The sequence below is a fragment of the Shewanella sp. MF05913 genome, from assembly GCF_059758095.1.
Window position 1 is genome coordinate 298,212 of sequence record NZ_JCAYNT010000001.1, and the last position, 18,174, is coordinate 316,385.

At 42.1% G+C, this 18,174-nt stretch carries 13 protein-coding genes and 6 tRNA genes; 16 read left to right on the plus strand and 3 right to left on the minus strand.

Annotated features, from left to right (window positions below; translation table 11 throughout):
* Positions 1–812: 812 nt before the first annotated feature.
* From ybgC to AC19MV_RS01390, 14 genes are all read left to right on the plus strand, one after another.
* The gene (gene ybgC, locus AC19MV_RS01325) at positions 813–1,214 is read left to right on the plus strand and encodes a tol-pal system-associated acyl-CoA thioesterase (RefSeq protein ID WP_498297746.1); all 402 of its coding nucleotides are present in this window, start codon (positions 813–815) and stop codon (positions 1,212–1,214) included.
* Positions 1,204–1,893 carry a protein TolQ gene (gene tolQ, locus AC19MV_RS01330; RefSeq protein ID WP_498297602.1) on the plus strand — a complete coding sequence of 230 codons (690 nt, stop codon included), beginning with the start codon at positions 1,204–1,206 and terminating at the stop codon, positions 1,891–1,893. The genes ybgC and tolQ overlap by 11 nt, the downstream gene beginning before the upstream one ends.
* A complete protein-coding gene (gene tolR, locus AC19MV_RS01335) occupies positions 1,893–2,321 on the plus strand; it encodes a protein TolR (protein WP_188954947.1) in 429 nt (142 codons plus the stop codon). The genes tolQ and tolR overlap by 1 nt, the downstream gene beginning before the upstream one ends.
* Positions 2,322–3,305: a cell envelope integrity protein TolA gene (gene tolA / locus AC19MV_RS01340; protein ID WP_432399743.1), complete on the plus strand. Its 984-nt coding sequence runs from the start codon at positions 2,322–2,324 to the stop codon at positions 3,303–3,305. It begins immediately after the preceding gene.
* Between the two features lie 41 nt (positions 3,306–3,346).
* Positions 3,347–4,675, plus strand: coding sequence for a Tol-Pal system beta propeller repeat protein TolB (gene tolB, locus AC19MV_RS01345; RefSeq protein WP_498297600.1), 1,329 nt, complete (start codon positions 3,347–3,349; stop codon positions 4,673–4,675).
* A gap of 23 nt (positions 4,676–4,698) precedes the next feature.
* Complete coding sequence (gene pal, locus AC19MV_RS01350) at positions 4,699–5,235, plus strand: peptidoglycan-associated lipoprotein Pal (protein WP_188954953.1); 537 nt, start codon at positions 4,699–4,701, stop codon at positions 5,233–5,235.
* A gap of 56 nt (positions 5,236–5,291) precedes the next feature.
* Entirely contained in the window at positions 5,292–6,035 is a 744-nt protein-coding gene (gene ybgF, locus AC19MV_RS01355) for a tol-pal system protein YbgF (protein WP_498305367.1), read from the plus strand.
* Positions 6,036–6,309: 274 nt separating this feature from the next.
* A tRNA-Lys gene (locus AC19MV_RS01360) sits at positions 6,310–6,385 on the plus strand.
* Positions 6,386–6,437: 52 nt separating this feature from the next.
* Positions 6,438–6,513, plus strand: a tRNA-Lys gene (locus AC19MV_RS01365).
* A 131-nt stretch (positions 6,514–6,644) separates the two neighbouring features.
* Positions 6,645–6,720 (plus strand) — tRNA-Lys (locus AC19MV_RS01370).
* Positions 6,721–6,851: 131 nt separating this feature from the next.
* Positions 6,852–6,927: transfer RNA gene (locus AC19MV_RS01375), tRNA-Lys, on the plus strand.
* A 123-nt stretch (positions 6,928–7,050) separates the two neighbouring features.
* Positions 7,051–7,126 (plus strand) — tRNA-Lys (locus AC19MV_RS01380).
* 202 nt (positions 7,127–7,328) lie between these two features.
* Positions 7,329–7,404 (plus strand) — tRNA-Lys (locus AC19MV_RS01385).
* Positions 7,405–8,274: 870 nt separating this feature from the next.
* Positions 8,275–9,426, plus strand: a complete 1,152-nt coding sequence (locus AC19MV_RS01390) for a DcaP family trimeric outer membrane transporter (protein ID WP_498305369.1) — start codon at positions 8,275–8,277, stop codon at positions 9,424–9,426.
* A gap of 64 nt (positions 9,427–9,490) precedes the next feature.
* On the opposite strand, the gene AC19MV_RS01395 is transcribed toward AC19MV_RS01390, so the two are convergent.
* The 3 genes from AC19MV_RS01395 to acs all read right to left on the minus strand — a co-directional run bounded on the left by AC19MV_RS01395 (position 9,491) and on the right by acs (position 13,842).
* Complete coding sequence (locus AC19MV_RS01395; RefSeq protein ID WP_432399735.1) at positions 9,491–9,751, minus strand: GrxA family glutaredoxin; 261 nt, start codon at positions 9,749–9,751, stop codon at positions 9,491–9,493.
* 79 nt (positions 9,752–9,830) lie between these two features.
* The gene (gene radD, locus AC19MV_RS01400; RefSeq protein ID WP_498305371.1) at positions 9,831–11,558 is read right to left on the minus strand and encodes a DNA repair helicase RadD; all 1,728 of its coding nucleotides are present in this window, start codon (positions 11,556–11,558) and stop codon (positions 9,831–9,833) included.
* Between the two features lie 331 nt (positions 11,559–11,889).
* Positions 11,890–13,842 carry an acetate--CoA ligase gene (acs, locus tag AC19MV_RS01405; RefSeq protein WP_498305372.1) on the minus strand — a complete coding sequence of 651 codons (1,953 nt, stop codon included), beginning with the start codon at positions 13,840–13,842 and terminating at the stop codon, positions 11,890–11,892.
* 287 nt (positions 13,843–14,129) lie between these two features.
* On the opposite strand from acs, the gene AC19MV_RS01410 reads away from it, so the two are divergent.
* Both AC19MV_RS01410 and AC19MV_RS01415 read left to right on the plus strand, forming a co-directional pair.
* Positions 14,130–17,552 carry a hybrid sensor histidine kinase/response regulator gene (locus AC19MV_RS01410; protein ID WP_432399729.1) on the plus strand — a complete coding sequence of 1,141 codons (3,423 nt, stop codon included), beginning with the start codon at positions 14,130–14,132 and terminating at the stop codon, positions 17,550–17,552.
* A 15-nt stretch (positions 17,553–17,567) separates the two neighbouring features.
* Positions 17,568–18,167: a glutathione S-transferase family protein gene (locus AC19MV_RS01415; RefSeq protein ID WP_498305803.1), complete on the plus strand. Its 600-nt coding sequence runs from the start codon at positions 17,568–17,570 to the stop codon at positions 18,165–18,167.
* Positions 18,168–18,174: the final 7 nt, after the last annotated feature.

Here is an 18,174-nt window from a genome sequence, read left to right on the forward strand (position 1 = left end):
GAAAACAAAGCTATAATAGAATGAATATTCTAATTCGACAAACAAGAAAAATTACGATTTCGCATTATTAAAACTAATGGTTTGATGAAGTTGTTGGTAGTGAAAGTAGGCTTTATATCCAGTAATAGCGGTTTATTAAGTTATTATCCATTTTAGCTGCATAACTAGTCGGATTAGCAAATTAAGCTAAACGATAATATTTAACAAATGAAGACAGTGATGATTTTTTTGCGACATGTTTTAGTGATAAAGGGGTGTAGTATCAGCGTTGATACCACTTAACACAGTCTTGATCATGTTTGCTGTGTTCTCATGACTTGCACAACGCATTTAATGAATTCGTGCAAGGTTATTAGTCTGTAATTTTAAGGTTAAATTAAGTCTTTGTAAGCTTTGTTTTGCAGTCTAATATAATTGCATTATGTTTAGCATTTAACTTTAGCATTCGGACTTTGCGTTATTAATGCGTCTTGGCCGATAAGTCTCTTGTGTTGCTTAAGGTAAACCGAATAGCGAACGGATAATTAATGTGTGTTATTGATTATCCTTTTACCGCCAATTTACTCTCAAATCACGACTAATTTAGTGTCGTATAACTCGCGGTTTAATTATGCTTTTTTGTTTGAAAAATTGTTAATGTTTTGGGTAAAAACATTAATAAAGCTTCATCTATTACAGTTCCTGAGGTAATTCGGGTGTTTTAGCGCATTTTGAGCAAAATAAAGTCTGTTTTTAGCCTCAGACATTATTCACAAGCGTGTTGCTACTCGGTATAGTAGGCCAACTTTTGCCTCCTAAGAATTGATGCTCTGATTATGTTTGTTTGGCCCATATCAATTTACTATGAAGATACTGATGCCGGTGGTGTTGTGTATCATTCAAACTATTTGAATTTTTTTGAGCGGGCACGAACACAATGGTTAAAATCGATGGGTGTTCGCCAAGCTGAATTGCTGGCGGAAGATATCGCTTTTGTCGTAAAACATGCAGAAATAGATTTTCGTAAAGCTGCAAAATTTGAGCAAGACTTATTGGTTGAGTCCAAGGTCGAAGAATTAAAGAAAGCGTCATTGGTGTTTCACCAGCGCTTAGTAGATCATCAAGGTGATTGCTATTGTGAAGCGACAGTGGTTGTCGCGTGTATATCTTTATCACGAATGCGTCCCCGCGCTATTCCCCTAAATATTGTTCAGGAGTTCGACAGTGCACGCTGAAATTTCATTTATTGGCTTGTTTTTAGAAGCCAGTGTGTTGGTAAAATTGGTCATGTTGACCTTGTTGGCATTATCGATTGCCTCTTGGGCCGTGATCATTCAACGCAACAAATTATTAAGCTCAGCAAGAGTAAAAGCGCTACGCTTTGAAGACACGTTTTGGTCGGGTGTTGATTTAAACCGTCTTTACAAAGAGCTTATTGCACGTGGAAGTGCGATTTCTGGTTTAGAATCGATGTTTGTAGCCGGTTTTAAAGAATATACTCGTCTAAGCAAAGTGAACAGTAAATCTCCAGAAGCGGTGATGGACGGAACGTCTCGTGCGATGCGTGTTAGCTTGTCGCGTGAAATGGAAAAACTTGAAAATCACTTACCTTTATTAGCCACCATTGGTTCAACGAGTCCATATATTGGTCTGTTTGGTACTGTATGGGGGATCATGAACTCATTTATCGCACTCGGCGCGGTTGAAAACGCAACGTTAGCAATGGTAGCACCAGGTATTGCTGAGGCATTGATTGCAACGGCAATGGGTCTTTTTGCAGCTATTCCTGCGGTCATTGGCTACAACAGATTTTCAACTCAAGTAGAAAAGCTTGAAAGCTCGTATGCTAACTTTATGGAAGAATTCTCAAACATATTGCAACGTCAAGCATATAGCGAGAAGGAAGCTGTTTAATGTATCAGCGTAAGCGTCGTCGTCCGGTTGCAGAAATCAACGTGGTGCCTTATATCGACGTTATGTTGGTGTTGTTAATCATTTTTATGGTGACAGCGCCAATTGTATCGCAAGGTGTTAAAGTTGAATTGCCGCAAGGCAATGCAGAATCTCTGCCACCAGACAGTAAACCACCGATAGTGGCGTCAATTGATGCTGCAGGTGAATACTTTTTAAATGTGGGCAGTAGTTCAAATTCTGTGGCTATGGATTTAGAGCAGGTGTCTACTGAAGTTGGGGCATTAATTCAACTTGAGCCATTAAGACCCGTGGTTGTAAAAGCTGACCGCTCAATTCCGTATGAAAGCGTTATCCAACTCATGATAAGTCTTCAAGGTGCGGGAGTGCCTGCTGTAGGACTTATGACCGATTCGCCGAAGGAGAAATAGGTGGCTGGAAACTCAGATTTAACCGTACCCGTTTCTATTTCGGCTGGTATCCATATTGGTGCGATTGTCATTCTTGCGTTAGGCATTAGTTTTGATGACAAACCTAAGCCGATGCAAACAGCAGCCAGTGCACCTGCTGTTCAAGCTGTTGTGATTGATCAGCAAAAAGTCACTGACAGAGTTGAGCAATTAAAGAAACAAAAGCAAGATGCGTTGCAGCAAGAGAAAGCGCGTCAAGCAGAGTTAGAACGTAAAGCGCAGGAAGCAAGGCGTGAGCGTGAAAGCGAACAAGAAAAGATTAAAACGTTAGAGATCCAACGTAAGTTGAAAGAGGCTGAAACGCAAAAAGCAAATGATGCCGCTAAAGCCGCTCAGGTTAAGCAGCAACAAGAGAAAGAGCGCGCCTTAAAAGCGGAAGAGATCAGAAAGCAGAAAGAAAAAGAACAAAAGGTATCTGAAGAAGCCGCTAAGCAAGCTGCTGAAAAGCGTAAGCAAGAAGAAGCGACTGCCAAGAAAGCGCAAGAAGAGCGCCAACGTGCAGAAGATGAACGTAAGCGCAAAGAAGAAGCCGAACGTAAACAACGTGAAGATGCTGAACGTAAGCGTAAAGCTGATGCCGACGCTAAAGCACGTCAAGAGCGTGAAATGGCTGAAGCAATGGCTGCTGAACAAGACTCGTTGTCGAAAACACGCAATAAGCAAGTGTTGTCAGAAGTTGATAAATACAAAGCGATGATCATTGCCACCATTCAACGTAACTTAGTGGTTGATGAATCAATGCGTGGTAAAAGTTGCCGAGTCTTTATTCGCTTAGCCGCTGATGGGTTTGTGACAACAGCACAAACGCTTGAAGGCGATCAAGTGGTTTGCCGCGCAGCAAAAGTTTCGATAAACAAAGCGGGGCGTTTACCTGTATCGCCTGAGCCTGCTGTTTATCAACAGTTAAAAGAAATTAATTTAACCGTTTCACCGGAATTTAATTAATATCAAACGTATTTAAGATGGAATTGAATTAAAGGAGTCGCATGAAGAATTTGGCTAAATGGTTAACACTGGCACTTGTTGTGTTAACGACACCTGCTCGCGCAGCGTTAGATATTGTAATTACAGAAGGCGTCGATGCGGCAAGACCGATTGCGGTTGTGCCTTTTGTTTGGCAAGGGCAAGGTCCTGCACCTGCGTCAATATCAGACGTAGTAACATCTGACTTAGCTCGAAGTGGTGCTTTTAAATCATTAGATGTGCGTGCATTGCCACAATCAACATTGTCATCTGTTAGCGGGTTTGCAGCGCAAAGCTGGACCAACGTTGACGCTGAAGCTGTTGTTGTTGGTAGTGTAAAGCCTTATGGTGCAGATCAATACCTTGTGAGTTTTGAACTAATTGACTTAGTTAAAGCACAAAATTTAATCAGTAAAGGCCCTGTTAATAACAGTGAGTTATTACTTGAAAGCCGTGAGACAGTGATCAGTGCTAGCCAGTTTAGACAATATGGTCACCGTATTAGTGACATCGTCTATGAAAAACTGACTGGTATTCGCGGTGCGTTTTTAACTCGCATAGCATATGTTGTTGTTAAACAAGGTCAAAAAGCACCATATCACTTGATGATTGCTGACTATGATGGTTATAACGAACAAATGTTGTTACGTTCGCCAGAACCATTAATGTCACCAACGTGGTCACCAGACGGTCGTCGTTTAGCGTATGTCAGTTTTGAAAACAGAAAAGCAGAAATTTTTGTACAAGACATCTACAGCCAAACGCGTACTATGGTGAGTAGTTTTAATGGTATTAATGGCGCTCCGTCATTTTCACCAGACGGTAAAAAGTTAGCCATTACATTATCAAAAGATGGTCAACCGGAAATTTATGTTGTCGATATTGCGACTAAAGCTACACAGCGCATTACCGACCATTATGCGATCGATACTGAGCCTTCTTGGTTCCCAGATGGTAAATCATTGTTATTTACCTCTGAGCGTGGCGGTAGACCACAGTTATATCGCGTAAGTTTAGATACAAATAAAGTCTCTCGTATGACATTTGAAGGCGAATGGAACCTTGGTGGTTCAATTACTCCAGACGGTCGTAGTATGATTTTTGTAAACCGTACTAATGGTAAATTCCACATTGCTAGAATGGATTTAGCAACACGCTTTATGCAGGTGCTTTCGTCAACTCAACTTGATGAATCACCAAGTGTTGCTCCAAATGGCACTATGGTTATCTATGGTACAACCCATGAAGGTAAACAAGTATTAGCTGCTGTCTCTGTAGACGGCAGATTTAAAGCAAGATTGCCTGTCGGCCAGGGCGAGGTGAAGTCACCAGCATGGTCTCCGTTTCTCTAAATAGATATTGATAAGGATTTAAAATGGATCTGAATAAGTTGTTTAAAGCTATGTTGGTTGCAGTTCCGCTTATGGCACTGGGTGCCTGTAGCTCAACTTCAGACTCTGAAACTGACGCTAACGGTTCTATGAGTGGTACTGGTAGTGAATATGGTGCTGGTGGTATTGAAACTGGTGGTGCTGGAGCTGTATTAAGCCCAGCTGAACAGCAACGTTTAAAAGAACAAGAGCTACGTCGTCAAAACATCATTTACTTTGATTTTGACCGCAGTGAAGTTCAAAGCGAAAACGCTGATATCCTTCAAGCACACGGTAACTATTTAGTAGAAAACCCAAGTGTACGTGTATTGATCGAAGGTCATGCCGATGAACGTGGTACGCCTGAGTACAACATCGCACTAGGCGAACGTCGTGCTAAAGCGATTGCCAAATACTTACAAGGTATGGGTGTACAACCTAACCAAATGAGTATTGTAAGTTACGGCGAAGAGAAGCCATTAGATTATACTCGCACAGACACAGGTTTTGGTAAAAACCGTCGTGGTGTGTTAGTTTACTAAGCGTTAAAAATGTAAGGCCAACCGGTATCGGTTGGCCTTTTTTAGGAGTGAAAAAAATGAAACTAGCCATATTAGTTGCGGCAATGTTCTTCACGACTGCGACTGCATTTGCTGCCCCTGCACCTGTTTCAGATGCTTCTAGCGGTTCAAGTGATGATCGAATCGCAAAATTAGAACGTATTATGAAAGCCAAGCAACAGGGCGAGTTTGAAATGCAACGCCGTATGGATGCATTACAAAATGAAGTGTTGGATTTACGAGGCATTACTGAGCAACAAAATTATCAAATGAATCAAATGCTACAGCGTCAACGTCAGCTGTATGAAGAAATTGCTAATCTTACTGCTAAGTCATCAACCCCAGCGGCGCCTGCTGAAGCTCAAGCAGACCCAACAACGGTTGCAGCAGCCAGTTCTACACTAGGTGAAACAGCGAGCTATGAAGCTGCTGTGAACCTCGTTTTGAAAGATCGTAAATATGATGATGCTATTCCTGCGTTTCGTGATTTTATTAAACAATATCCCGACTCGAGTTATGCCGCAAACGCAAACTATTGGTTAGGTCAATTGTTATACAATAAAAGTGACTACACCGCGGCTAAGCAAGCATTCAGTACAGTTGTCAGTAAATTCTCTGATTCTAATAAGCGTGGTGACAGTTTAGTCAAACTAGGCATGATTGCTGAAAAAGAGAATGACTCAGCGGGTGCTCGTGCGCTTTATAATAAAGTCCTTAAAGAATATGCCGACAGTGCATCTGCACGCCTTGCTCAACAGCAATTATCAGCATTGAAAGGCTAATTAAGACAAAAAACAGCCTCTTAGTCTGTTTTTCATGCAAACAACAACAAATTATAAATTTGCGCTTGCATGAGAAATTGAAAAAGGTATTATAGGCGCCCTCAGAACGGCATAGCCTTCTGAGGGGTTTAAAAGCATTAATCTTCCTATGTAGTTACTGCATAATAAAGTGATTAAGGTTTATAAACTAAGATGGGTCGTTAGTTCAGTCGGTCTTGAAACATAGACAGTTGGCTTTTGTTCCAGTAAGCGATAAAGCTTATAAAACCAAGATGGGTCGTTAGCTCAGTCGGTAGAGCAGTTGGCTTTTAACCAATTGGTCGAAGGTTCGAATCCTTCACGACCCACCACTTTTTTAAATCGTGGTTAAAGAATTTAAATGTTGTATCAGATTTACCAGATGGGTCGTTAGCTCAGTCGGTAGAGCAGTTGGCTTTTAACCAATTGGTCGAAGGTTCGAATCCTTCACGACCCACCACTTTCTAAATCGTGGCTAAAGAATTTAGATGTTATATCAGATTTACCAGATGGGTCGTTAGCTCAGTCGGTCTTGAAACATAGACAGTTGGCTTTTGTTCCAGTAAGCGATAAAGCTTATAAAACCAAGATGGGTCGTTAGCTCAGTCGGTAGAGCAGTTGGCTTTTAACCAATTGGTCGAAGGTTCGAATCCTTCACGACCCACCACTTTCTAAATCGTGGTTAAAGAATTTAGAGGCAATAAATGATTTATCAGATGGGTCGTTAGCTCAGCGGGTCTTGAAACATAGACAGTTGGCTTTTGTTCCAGTAGGCGATAAAGCTTATAAAACCAAGATGGGTCGTTAGCTCAGTCGGTAGAGCAGTTGGCTTTTAACCAATTGGTCGAAGGTTCGAATCCTTCACGACCCACCACTTTTTTAAATCGTGGTTAAAGAATTTAAATGTTGTATCAGATGGGTCGTTAGCTCAGTGGGTCTTGAAACATAGACAGTTGGCTTTTGCTCCAGTAAGCGATAAAGCTTATAAAACCAAGATGGGTCGTTAGCTCAGTCGGTAGAGCAGTTGGCTTTTAACCAATTGGTCGAAGGTTCGAATCCTTCACGACCCACCACTTTCTAAATCGTGGTTAAAGAATTTAAGCGTTATACCAGATGGGTCGTTAGCTCAGTCGGTCTTGAAACATAGACAGTTGGCTTTTGTTCCAATAAGTGATGAAGCTTATAAAATTAAGATGGGTCGTTAGCTCAGTGGGTCTTGAAACATAGACAATTGGCTTTTGCTCCAATAAGCGATAAAGCTTATAAAACCAAGATGGGTCGTTAGCTCAGTCGGTAGAGCAGTTGGCTTTTAACCAATTGGTCGAAGGTTCGAATCCTTCACGACCCACCACTTTCTAAATCGTGGCTAAAGAATTTAAGCGTATATAAGATTTACCAGATGGGTCGTTAGCTCAGTCACTTTGGTTTAAATCAACGACTGCAGTTGGCTTTTAACCCATTGGTCGAAGTTTATAATCCTTTACGGCCCACCACTTCTTGATTTCTCCTCTTCAATATCTACTTGGTACTTCAAAAGTAATTAATTCTAGATTCAGTTTGCTCATATCCTATTAGATTTTTGTCAGGTATATGATCCAACTTTGCATTGATGACTGCAAAACCAAGATGGATCGTTAGCTCAGTCACTTTGGTTTAAATCAACGACTGCAGTTGGCTTTTAACCCATTGGTCGAAGGTTCGAATCCTTCACGACCCACCACTTCTTGATTTCTCCTCTTCAATATCTACTTGATAGTTCCAAACTAATTAATTCTATATTCAGTTTACTCATCTTCTATTAGATTTTTATCAGGTATATGATTCAACTTTGCATTGATGACTGCAAAACCAAGATGAGTTGATAGCTCAGTCGGTCTTGAAATATAGGCAGTTTGCTTTTGCTCCTGTAGGTAATGAAGCTTATGAAACCAAGATGGGTCGTTAGCTCAGTCACTTTGGTTTAAATCAACGACGGCAGTTGGCTTTTAATCCATTGGTCGAAATTTCGAATCTTTCACGACCCACCATTTTTTGATTTATTCCTCATTATTTACCTCAGTTTGTCCATTACTGCTTACCTGCAATGTTCAAATGCAATGTACAAACCAAGCATTAGCTTTCGCTTGTCTACTTTTGTCTCATAGACTTATTGCTAATGTTACTTGAATGTTAATTGACCGATATTGCATAGGATTAGAATAAAACTAAAAGGGAGACAATAATGAAACAAGCAACATTAAGTTTATGTATTGCAGGCGCGATATTAGCGATGAGTGGGGGAGCTCAAGCTGCAACGGATATGACATTTGGGGGATATATTAAAGCCGATGTTATGTTTAGTGATTATGGCAATGGCGCACCAGATTCTGGCGCACTTTCTCGTCAGTTTTATGTGCCAGGGACGATATACGGTACAGAAGGCAATGGGAAGGAGGTCGTTGACTTTCAGGCGCGAGAATCTCGTTTTAATTTTAAAACAGTAACCGATGTAGACGGTCATAAATTAACCGGATTTATTGAGCTGGATTTTATGACTCATGCCGATGGTAATGAGCGTGTGTCTAATAGTTATTCACCTCGTATCCGCCATGCGTTTGTTAGCTATGATGAATGGACTATAGGCCAGACGTGGACGACGTTTCAAAATCCGGGGGCATTGCCTGAGAATTTAGATTTTGTGGGAGCACCGGAGGGCACACCTTTTGTGAGACAGTCGCTAATTCGTTATAGCAGCGGTAATTGGCAATTTGCAATAGAAAACCCTGAAACCACTGTAACGCCTTTTGGTGGTGGAGCTCGTATTACCAGTGGTAGTGGTGTAGTGCCTGACTTTATAGGCCGTTATAATTTTAGCACGGCTAATGGGTCATCATTTTCTGCATCAGCCATCGTGCGACAACTCAATGTAGAGCAAGTGATTGGCGGCACAACTTATGACACCTCTGAACTAGGCTATGGAGCGAGTTTTGCGGGTGTGATCCTGGTAGGTAAAGATGATTTTAGATTTACCGCGACATATGGTGAAGGGCTTGGGCGTTATATGGCTTTGAACTATGCCAACGCAGGCGTAATTGATGCCGATGGAGATATTCAAGCAATTAAGTCGTTTGGTGGTTTTGTATCGTACCGCCACTGGTGGACTGAGCAATGGCGTTCTAGTGTGACCTTCTCTGGTTTTACGGCCGATAATGATGTCGCGCTGACTGGAGAGGCGGTGAATAAATCTGCCTATTCAGCTTACGTCAATTTATTGTACTCTCCATCAAAACCATTAACTTTTGGTGTGGAATTTATGCATGCACTGAACGAGCTTGAAAATGGGTTTGAAGGTGACTTAAATCGTGTGATTTTTTCCGCTAAATACGTATTGTAGAGGCGGTAATAAAACAAAAGGCAACCATCAGGTTGCCTTTTTTATGAGCATCAAATTGAGCAATTTACTTTAATAAATTGTTTTGACGAACATAGGCTTCAAATTCTGTACAACCACCAATTGGCAACTCATCAATAAAGATTTGTGGCACAGTTTCTACTGTCTTACCGACACTTTTAGAAAGGTCTGCCTTTGTGATCCCTTCAGCATGAATATCAACATACTTAAATTTAAAATCTTCACTTTGAGCTGCTAATTTTTCAGACAGTTCAACAGCACGAACACAATATGGGCAACCTGGACGGCCAAAAATAACTACAAACATGGTGACTCCTGTTTAATGATATGGACAATTTATACCATATGAGCTTTTTTTTTCATAATTCAACGCGATTAATTTTGTTTTAACTCATATCGATTTTATATTTGCCTTGATAATCAAAAAATGAATCAACTAAATCCCAGCGATATTTATTTTTCTTTAATAGTAATAAATCGGGTTTTCTAAACCGCTCTTTATCGGCCAACACATCTTTAGCTTGGTGATATTTAGGATGAAGTAAACCGGGTGTGCGAGTGTGGCTCAATACAAACACGGCATAAAATGCTCGACGTTGAGCGGGGGTAGAAAATTGGAATGTCTGTTTGAAATCGTTACCTTCAATGTCGATGTATTGAATGATGAGCTTTTCGTCCTGGCAAAGTAATAACATCTCTTGGCATTTAAATAAGTGATGATGCTGGGCATTAAGTACTTGTTTAAGGCGTTTATCTGGGTCAATTAAGGTCGATTGACAAGTTTGGCAAATACGCGCAGCAATGTCATTTTCAGCGCCGCAGTCAGGGCACGATTTTGAGCGGAAACGAAAATCGCACTGTTTGGTGTCATCGATCAATCCTTGGCAGCGTCGGCCAAAGTGTTCAATGATATCGCCATCAGCGTCAACTAACCCCCAAAATGTATTGGCAAATTGGCAAATAGGGCAGTGGACTTGTACAGGGACTGACTTGCTGTTTGGTTTAGCTTGACCTACTTCTGGATAAAATAAATCATAGCCGTTTGCCGCGTAATCAATCACTAAGCAGTCGGCTTTATTATCTGCAAGCCTGAGCCCACGGCCAATCATTTGTTGAAACAAACTCACAGACGCCGTTGGACGTAATATGGCAATTAAATCGACATGCGGCGCGTCAAACCCTGTGGTTAACACGGCAACATTAACGATGAATTTGAGCTTTTTGGCTTTGAAGCGTTCTATGATGTCATCACGATCAGAGTGTGGCGTTTTTGCCGTGATCAATGCCGCATCATCATCCATTAACGCCATTATCTCATCAGCATGGCGCACTGTGGCAGCAAAAATAAGTACGCCTTGGCGATGTTGTGCTAATTGTTTAACTTGCTTAATAATGGCTGTCGTCGCACGGCCTTGATGGTGCAGTAGGTTATCAACTTCTGTCGCCGAATATTCATTGGTTTCAACCGGTGCTAAATTACTGAAGTCGTATTGTGCACTGAGTCCATCAAAAATCGTGGGTTGAGTTAAATAACCTTTTTTTATTAATGGCCGCATAGGCAGCTCAAAAATGCACTTCTCGAATACTGGTTTATCAGTGTTACCGACTTTTCCGTGATAATGGTGTCGATATATCCAGCCCAATCCAAGCCGATAAGGCGTAGCGGTCAGTCCTAATAGTTTTATTTGTGGGTTCTTAGTGCGTAAATGAGTTAACAACTGTTGATATTGGCTCGTCGACTCTGTACTCACGCGATGACATTCATCGATAATGATCAATGAAAATGCCTGATCAAATTTATTGAGCGCGCGTGAAGCTGATTGAACACTGGCCACAACTGTTTTGCCATTGGCTTTTTTTTGTTTGAGCCCCGCAGAATAAATATTGGCTTCTTGAGTCAGTAACCCTACTTTTTCTGCATTTTGAGCCACTAACTCTTTCACATGGGTGAGCACTAATACATTACCATTAGCGATCCTTGCCAATTCAGCAATCACAATGCTCTTACCTGCTCCTGTAGGTAAAACTAATACCGCAGATAGTGGGCTTTGTTTAAAATGCGCCACAGCGGCATCTACAGCTTGTTGTTGGTAATCGCGAAGGTTAATCATCATATTTGAGGTCGTAGGTGGTAATATTTATCTATACATCATCATATTTTGCAACAGAGTAGCATATTCATATAGTGGATAAAGGCCATTGTGGTTTATCGCATTAATTGTTTAATCGATATCACTTTACACCGATCTTATATTTGGTGTTGTATCAAGCGTTGTATGAGGTATATGGCATTGTGATGACTCAATATTGCTAATTTAATTCAATCTATTGCAATGCTGTGTGTGAATGCCGAAATATAAAGAACAAAAAAAGGCCCCTCTGGGAGGGGCCAAAAAGAGAAATTGGTCAGGATTTCTCATGGGTGGATAGATTGATAGTGTGACATTATTCTGTTTTGTTTAAACGGCTTTCAATTAAGGTATCAATTACCGCTGGATCTGCCAGTGTTGAAGAGTCCCCTAAGTTAGTCACTTCGTTTGCCGCAATTTTACGTAAAAAACGACGCATGATTTTACCTGAGCGTGTTTTAGGTAATCCGCTCGCCCATTGAATAAGATCTGGGGTCGCTAGGGCACCAATTTCTTTTCGCACCCATTGGCGTAATTCTTGGCGTAACTCTTCAGTTGGTTCTACGTCGCGTGTTAAGGTGACGTAGGCATAAATACCTTGGCCTTTAATGTCATGTGGATAACCCACAACGGCAGCTTCTGCAACGAGCTCATGCGACACAAGTGCGCTTTCAACTTCAGCAGTACCTAGGCGGTGGCCAGAAACGTTAATTACGTCATCGACACGGCCAGTTATCCAGTAGTAACCATCTTCGTCGCGACGCGCGCCATCACCGGTAAAATACATACCGCGGAATGTTTTAAAATACGTTAGGGCAAATCTATCATGATCACCGTATACGGTACGCATTTGACCCGGCCATGAGTCAAGAATCACCAGGTTACCTTCTGTAGCGCCTTCAACGATATTGCCCATGTTGTCGACTAATGCAGGTTGTACGCCAAAAAATGGTCGAGTGGCTGAGCCTGGCTTAGTATCTGTTGCGCCAGGTAGCGGGCTAATTAAAATGCCGCCGGTTTCGGTTTGCCACCAAGTATCGACAATCGGGCAATTTTCATGACCGATCACCTCATGGTACCAGCGCCACGCTTCTGGGTTAATCGGTTCGCCCACTGAGCCCATAATACGTAATGAGTCACCTTTGTAGCTGCTAAATTGCTCTTTGCCTTCAGCCATAAGTGCACGGATTAATGTTGGCGCTGTGTACAGAATATTCACATTGTGGCGGTCAATCATTTCACCAAGACGTGCAGGCGTTGGATGATTTGGCACACCTTCATGGATTAAGACTGTCGCGGCGTTAGCAAAAGGTCCGTACACCATATAGGAGTGGCCGGTAATCCAACCGACATCGGCAGTACACCAGTAAACTTCATCGGCTTTGTAATCAAACACATATTCATGTGTCATCGAAGCATAAACCATGTATCCGCCAGTGGTATGTAACACACCTTTAGGGTTACCGGTTGAGCCTGAGGTATAAAGTAAAAATAGTGGGTCTTCAGCGTTCATTTCAACGGGTTGGCAATGCTCTGAGGCCACTTCCATTAATGAGTGCCACCATACATCACGACCTTCAACCCAATCAATATCACCACCGGTGCGTTTGAGTACAATCACTTTCTCAACAGAAGTGACATCTGGGTTGGCAATCGCTTCATCAACACTGCGTTTTAACGGAATTTTACGGCCACCACGAACACCTTCATCTGAGGTAATGAGTACTTTAGATTTACCGTCAATGACTCTTGCTGCAATTGAATCTGGTGAGAATCCACCAAACACTACAGAGTGGACTGCACCAATTCGGGCGCACGCGAGCATTGCTACCGCGGCTTCTGGCACCATAGGCATATATATTGTGACAATATCGCCTTTACTCACACCTTGGCTGCGTAATGCATTGGCAAACTTACAGACGTCAGCATGTAATTCTGCATAGGTAATTTTACGCTGTTCATTGGCGTCATCACCTTCCCAAATAATCGCCAGTTTATCGCCGTGCTGCTCTAAATGACGGTCTAAACAATTAGCTGATGCGTTGAGCGTACCGTCATAAAACCAGTTGATTGATAAATTGTGATCATCAAATGAGGTTTTTTTAATTTTGGTGTAAGGTTTAATCCAATCGATACGTTTGCCGTGTTCTCTCCAAAAACCTTCTGGATTAACAATGGACTCCTGGTACATTTTCTTATATTGATCGTTATTAACCAGTGCGTTGTCTGCAATGTCACTAGGAACTTTGTAAAGAGACTGCGAGCTCATAGGGGCTTCCCTTTCTAAAAATGGCGTGGCTAAAGTATCATCTTTAACCGACGCCTAACACTATTAGACCTTGGTCTAGTTTTAAAATATCCTTAATATTTAGTCTGTTGCACGTGTTAAAGTGAGTAAGTGTGACGGTAAATTGTGAGCAGATGAGCACAATTTATGTTGTCTAGGTTGTTTTGTGTTCAATGCGTGCGATTCTGTAAGCGATAAAAAGCACTAAGTCAGCTTGTCTCTACACCTGAGATGAGATTATATAAAAATAAAATGATAGCGGATGTCTGATGAATTTAACTCTTATAGTAGCCGTCATCGCGGTGTGTTATGTGTCATTGCTGTTTATTTTGGCATGGGGTGCAGAGCGCTGGTTTAGTAAAATAAGTCAAAAAATTCAAGTGTGGATTTATGGTCTTAGTCTTGCTGTGTATTGCTCATCATGGAGTTTTTTAGGCACGGTAGGGCAATCAGCTACTGATTTATGGTCTTTTTTACCCATTTTTGTGGGTCCCATTTTAGTGTTTACGCTTGGCTTTGGTATGTTGCGCAAAATGGTGGTGGTGTCTAAAGCACAAAATATCACCTCGGTGGCCGATTTTATTGCCGCCCGTTATGGTAAGTCACAGTTGTTAGCCGCGATTGTGACCCTTATTGCACTCTTTGGCATCATGCCGTATATCGCGTTGCAGCTTAAAGCGATGGTCTTTAGCCTTAATTTATTCCAGCCCGACGACAACCCATTAAGTCCCGTTGCAGTGCCGCTGTTAATCACCATGATCCTTGCCGTGTTTGCTATTTTATTTGGCACTCGAAAATTAGATGCGACAGAACATAATCCTGGGATGATGGTGGCCATTGCGTTTGAGTCGTTAGTCAAATTAGCCGCTTTTATCATTGTTGGCGCCGTGATCAGTTTTGGTTTTTTTGATGGTTTTGGCGATATTTGGCAACAAGCCTCTGAGAAAGGATTAATAGAAAATAGCCATTTGCGGCTTGAGTCATTTTTACCTGAACTATTTGTCGGTATGGCGGCATTTTTATGTATGCCAAGACAGTTTCACGTGATGGTCGTTGAGTGCGGCGGCGAACATATTTTAAAAAAATCACGTTGGATATTCCCCATATATTTAGCTTTGTTTGGTATGTTTGTTGCGCCTTTAGCGTTGGCTGGCAAAGTGTTATTAGGCGATTCTGTCGCGGCTGATACCTATGTAATCAACCTACCATTGGCACTAGACCAACCCTTTTTAGCCGTTATTGCATTACTTGGCACCTTATCCGCAGCGACGGGTATGGTGATTGTTGCGGTGGTCACCATCAGTGTGATGGTGAGTAACGAATGGCTCGTGCCGTTTTTGTTGCGCACAGGGCAGATCAGAGAGAAAAACTTTAGCCAGTTTTCGCAATTGCTATTAAACGTTCGACGTTTAGCAATTGTAGTGATTTTAGGCTTTGGTTATTTAAGTTATTTAACCTTGGCAGACAGTGATTCGTTATCACATTTAGGCATGTTGTCATTTGGCGCATTTTCGCAATTAGCACCGGCGCTGGTGGGTGGGCTTTACTGGAAACATGGTAATCGTACCGGGGTGTATTTAGGCCTCGCGGTTGGTTTTAGTTTGTGGTGTTTCATTTTGTTGCAAGGTGCGGGTCAAGCGCGATTAATTGGCGGAGAGTTTGATTTACTCAATGCTATTACCCCTAATGTTAGCGATACATTGATTGCGCTACTGGCTAACGTGGCGTGCTACGTATTAGGGTCTATTTGGTTTAGGGCGGGGGTTGCCGAGCGCATTCAAGCGAGTAATTTTGTTAAGCCCTGGGCGTTGAAAAAAGATGCGAATAAGCGCCAGGGTCCTATATCGCAACAAGATTTATTGATTTTAGCCAGCCGCTTTGTGAGCCCAACCCGTGCCTATGAAAGCTTTAGTCGCTTTTCACCCGACGCGGTTAAAAGTGACAGTTGGTATAAAGCGGCCCCAGAAGAATTAATTGCTCACACCGAACATATGTTATCGGGGGTGCTCGGCGCCTCTAGTGCGTCATTAGTGATGGATTCTGTATTACAAGGTCGCGATTTAGCCCTCGATGAAGTGTTTAGTTTGGTCGATGAAGCGTCATCTAAAATCATTTTAAGTCAGGACATGCTCCGCGGGGCAATTGAACACGCATACGAAGGGATGAGCGTTGTTGATAAAGACCTTAATCTGATGGCATGGAATTATCGTTATGCCGATTTATATCAATATCCTGAAGGTTTTTTACAGCAAGGTATGCCGATTGCCGATGTAGTACGTTTTAATGCATCGCGTGGTTTTTGTGGTAAAGGAGATATGGAAACCCAAGTTGCGGTAAGAGTACAGCATATGCGTAATGGTACGCCGCATACCTCTGAGCGTGAGCGTAAAGACGGTAAAGTCATTAAAATTCAAGGTAACCCAATGCCCGATGGTGGCTTTGTGATGACCTTTACCGACATTACCCAATATCGCTTACAAGAAAAAGCACTGCTTGAAGCGAATGAAACTCTGGAGAGTCGAGTCAAAGAGCGTACTTATGAGCTGGCGATGCTCAACAGTGAGTTACTAGAGGCTAAGGCGCAAGAAGAGCTCGCGAATGCGTCTAAAACAAGGTTCTTAGCTGCGGTAGGCCACGATTTAATGCAGCCGCTCAATGCCGCTAGGTTGTTTACTGCGTCATTATCGCAATACCCTAATTTAGACCTTGAGGCTCGCACGACCTTAACCCATGTCAACAGCTCGTTAAAAACCGCTGGCGAATTGCTTACGGACTTACTCGATATTTCTAAGCTTGATTCTGGCATGGTTGATGTTAATCGCCGTGATTTTGCCGTGTCCGAAATCATTAACGGTTTATCGGTCGAATTTGATGCGATGGCAGGCGATAACCAAATTTCATTTTCGATGGTGCCTTGCTCGGCTACGGTTAATTCAGACCCATCATTATTACGGCGTATTTTGCAAAATTTCTTAACCAATGCTTACCGTTACGCCCGAGGCGGCAGAGTGTTATTAGGTTGCCGTCATCGAGGTGAATACGTTGAAATTCAAGTGCTGGATACTGGGTGTGGTATTGATGAATACGATACTCAAGAAATTTTTAAAGAGTTTAAACGCTTAAACCATCCAAGTAGTCGTAACGTGAGTGGGTTAGGGTTAGGCTTAGCGATTGCAGACAGGATCAGCAAAGTGCTCGACCATCCAATCCAAGTGCGCTCAGCGTTGGGTGTCGGGTCAATGTTTTCCATTATTGTTCCGTTAGGGCAAACAATCAGTCAGGTGGTAACAAAACCTATGCCGTCATTAATGCAGCCACTCGCAGGTATTAAAGTATTATGTATTGATAATGAAGATACTATTTTAGCTGGGCTAGACTCATTATTAAGCCGTTGGCAATGCGAGGTTATTTGCGCCACAGACTTAGCTGATGCGAGAATTAAGCTAGGGCTCAAAGGCGTTGCTCCCGATATTATTTTGGCTGATTATCATTTAGATGATGATAAAAATGGCGTGGATGCCATGGATGACATTCGTTCCCGTTATGGTGATCATGTCCCCGGAATTTTAATTACCGCCAATACTAATAAAGATTTAGTGGATGACATTGAACGACGCGGTTATCACTACATGGCAAAAATGGTTAAACCAGCGGCGTTACGCGCCTTAATTTCGAGCTTAGTTAAAAAATAATCAGAGGTGTACATGATCACAGCATACGGCGATAGCGTCTCTGGCAACTGCTACAAAGTGCAACTGGTGTTACAGATGCTCAATATTGAGCATGAATGGCAAGAGATGAGTATTGCTAATGGTGATACACAAACCAACGTTTATTTAGCTAAAAACCCAGCAGGTAAAATACCGCTAATTGAACTTAACGATGGACGAGTATTGTCTGAATCAAACGCGATTATAGGCTATTTGGCGGCGGGCTCACCACTTATACCAACTGATGAATTTAGCAAAGCCCAAATGTATCAATGGATGTTCTTTGAGCAATACAGTCATGAGCCCTATATTGCCGTTGCCCGTTATATTCAACTGTATTTAGGCTTACCAGATGACCGTTTAGCCGAGTATCACTCTTTACATGCCAAAGGTTATAAAGCGCTCAATGTCATGGAGTCTACACTTTTACAGCAGCCATTCTTATGCGGTGAGCAATTTACCTTAGCGGATATTGCACTTTATGCTTATACCCATGTGGCACATCAAGGTGGTTTTGATTTAGTGGAATATCCGCACATCAGAGGCTGGTTAACCCGCATTACACAAATACCAGGTTTTGTTGTAATGCAGGCTTAAAGCTTAA

What these genes read in the sequence shown, in the direction of transcription:
- AC19MV_RS01410 (WP_432399729.1), top strand. Translation starts at nt 14,130, where the DNA reads ATGAATTTAACTCTTATAGTAGCCGTCATCGCGGTGTGTTATGTGTCA.
- pal (WP_188954953.1), top strand. Translation starts at nt 4,699, where the DNA reads ATGGATCTGAATAAGTTGTTTAAAGCTATGTTGGTTGCAGTTCCGCTT.
- tolR (WP_188954947.1), top strand. Translation starts at nt 1,893, where the DNA reads ATGTATCAGCGTAAGCGTCGTCGTCCGGTTGCAGAAATCAACGTGGTG.
- ybgF (WP_498305367.1), top strand. Translation starts at nt 5,292, where the DNA reads ATGAAACTAGCCATATTAGTTGCGGCAATGTTCTTCACGACTGCGACT.
- radD (WP_498305371.1), bottom strand. Translation starts at nt 11,558, where the DNA reads ATGATGATTAACCTTCGCGATTACCAACAACAAGCTGTAGATGCCGCT.
- acs (WP_498305372.1), bottom strand. Translation starts at nt 13,842, where the DNA reads ATGAGCTCGCAGTCTCTTTACAAAGTTCCTAGTGACATTGCAGACAAC.
- tolB (WP_498297600.1), top strand. Translation starts at nt 3,347, where the DNA reads ATGAAGAATTTGGCTAAATGGTTAACACTGGCACTTGTTGTGTTAACG.
- AC19MV_RS01390 (WP_498305369.1), top strand. Translation starts at nt 8,275, where the DNA reads ATGAAACAAGCAACATTAAGTTTATGTATTGCAGGCGCGATATTAGCG.
- AC19MV_RS01395 (WP_432399735.1), bottom strand. Translation starts at nt 9,751, where the DNA reads ATGTTTGTAGTTATTTTTGGCCGTCCAGGTTGCCCATATTGTGTTCGT.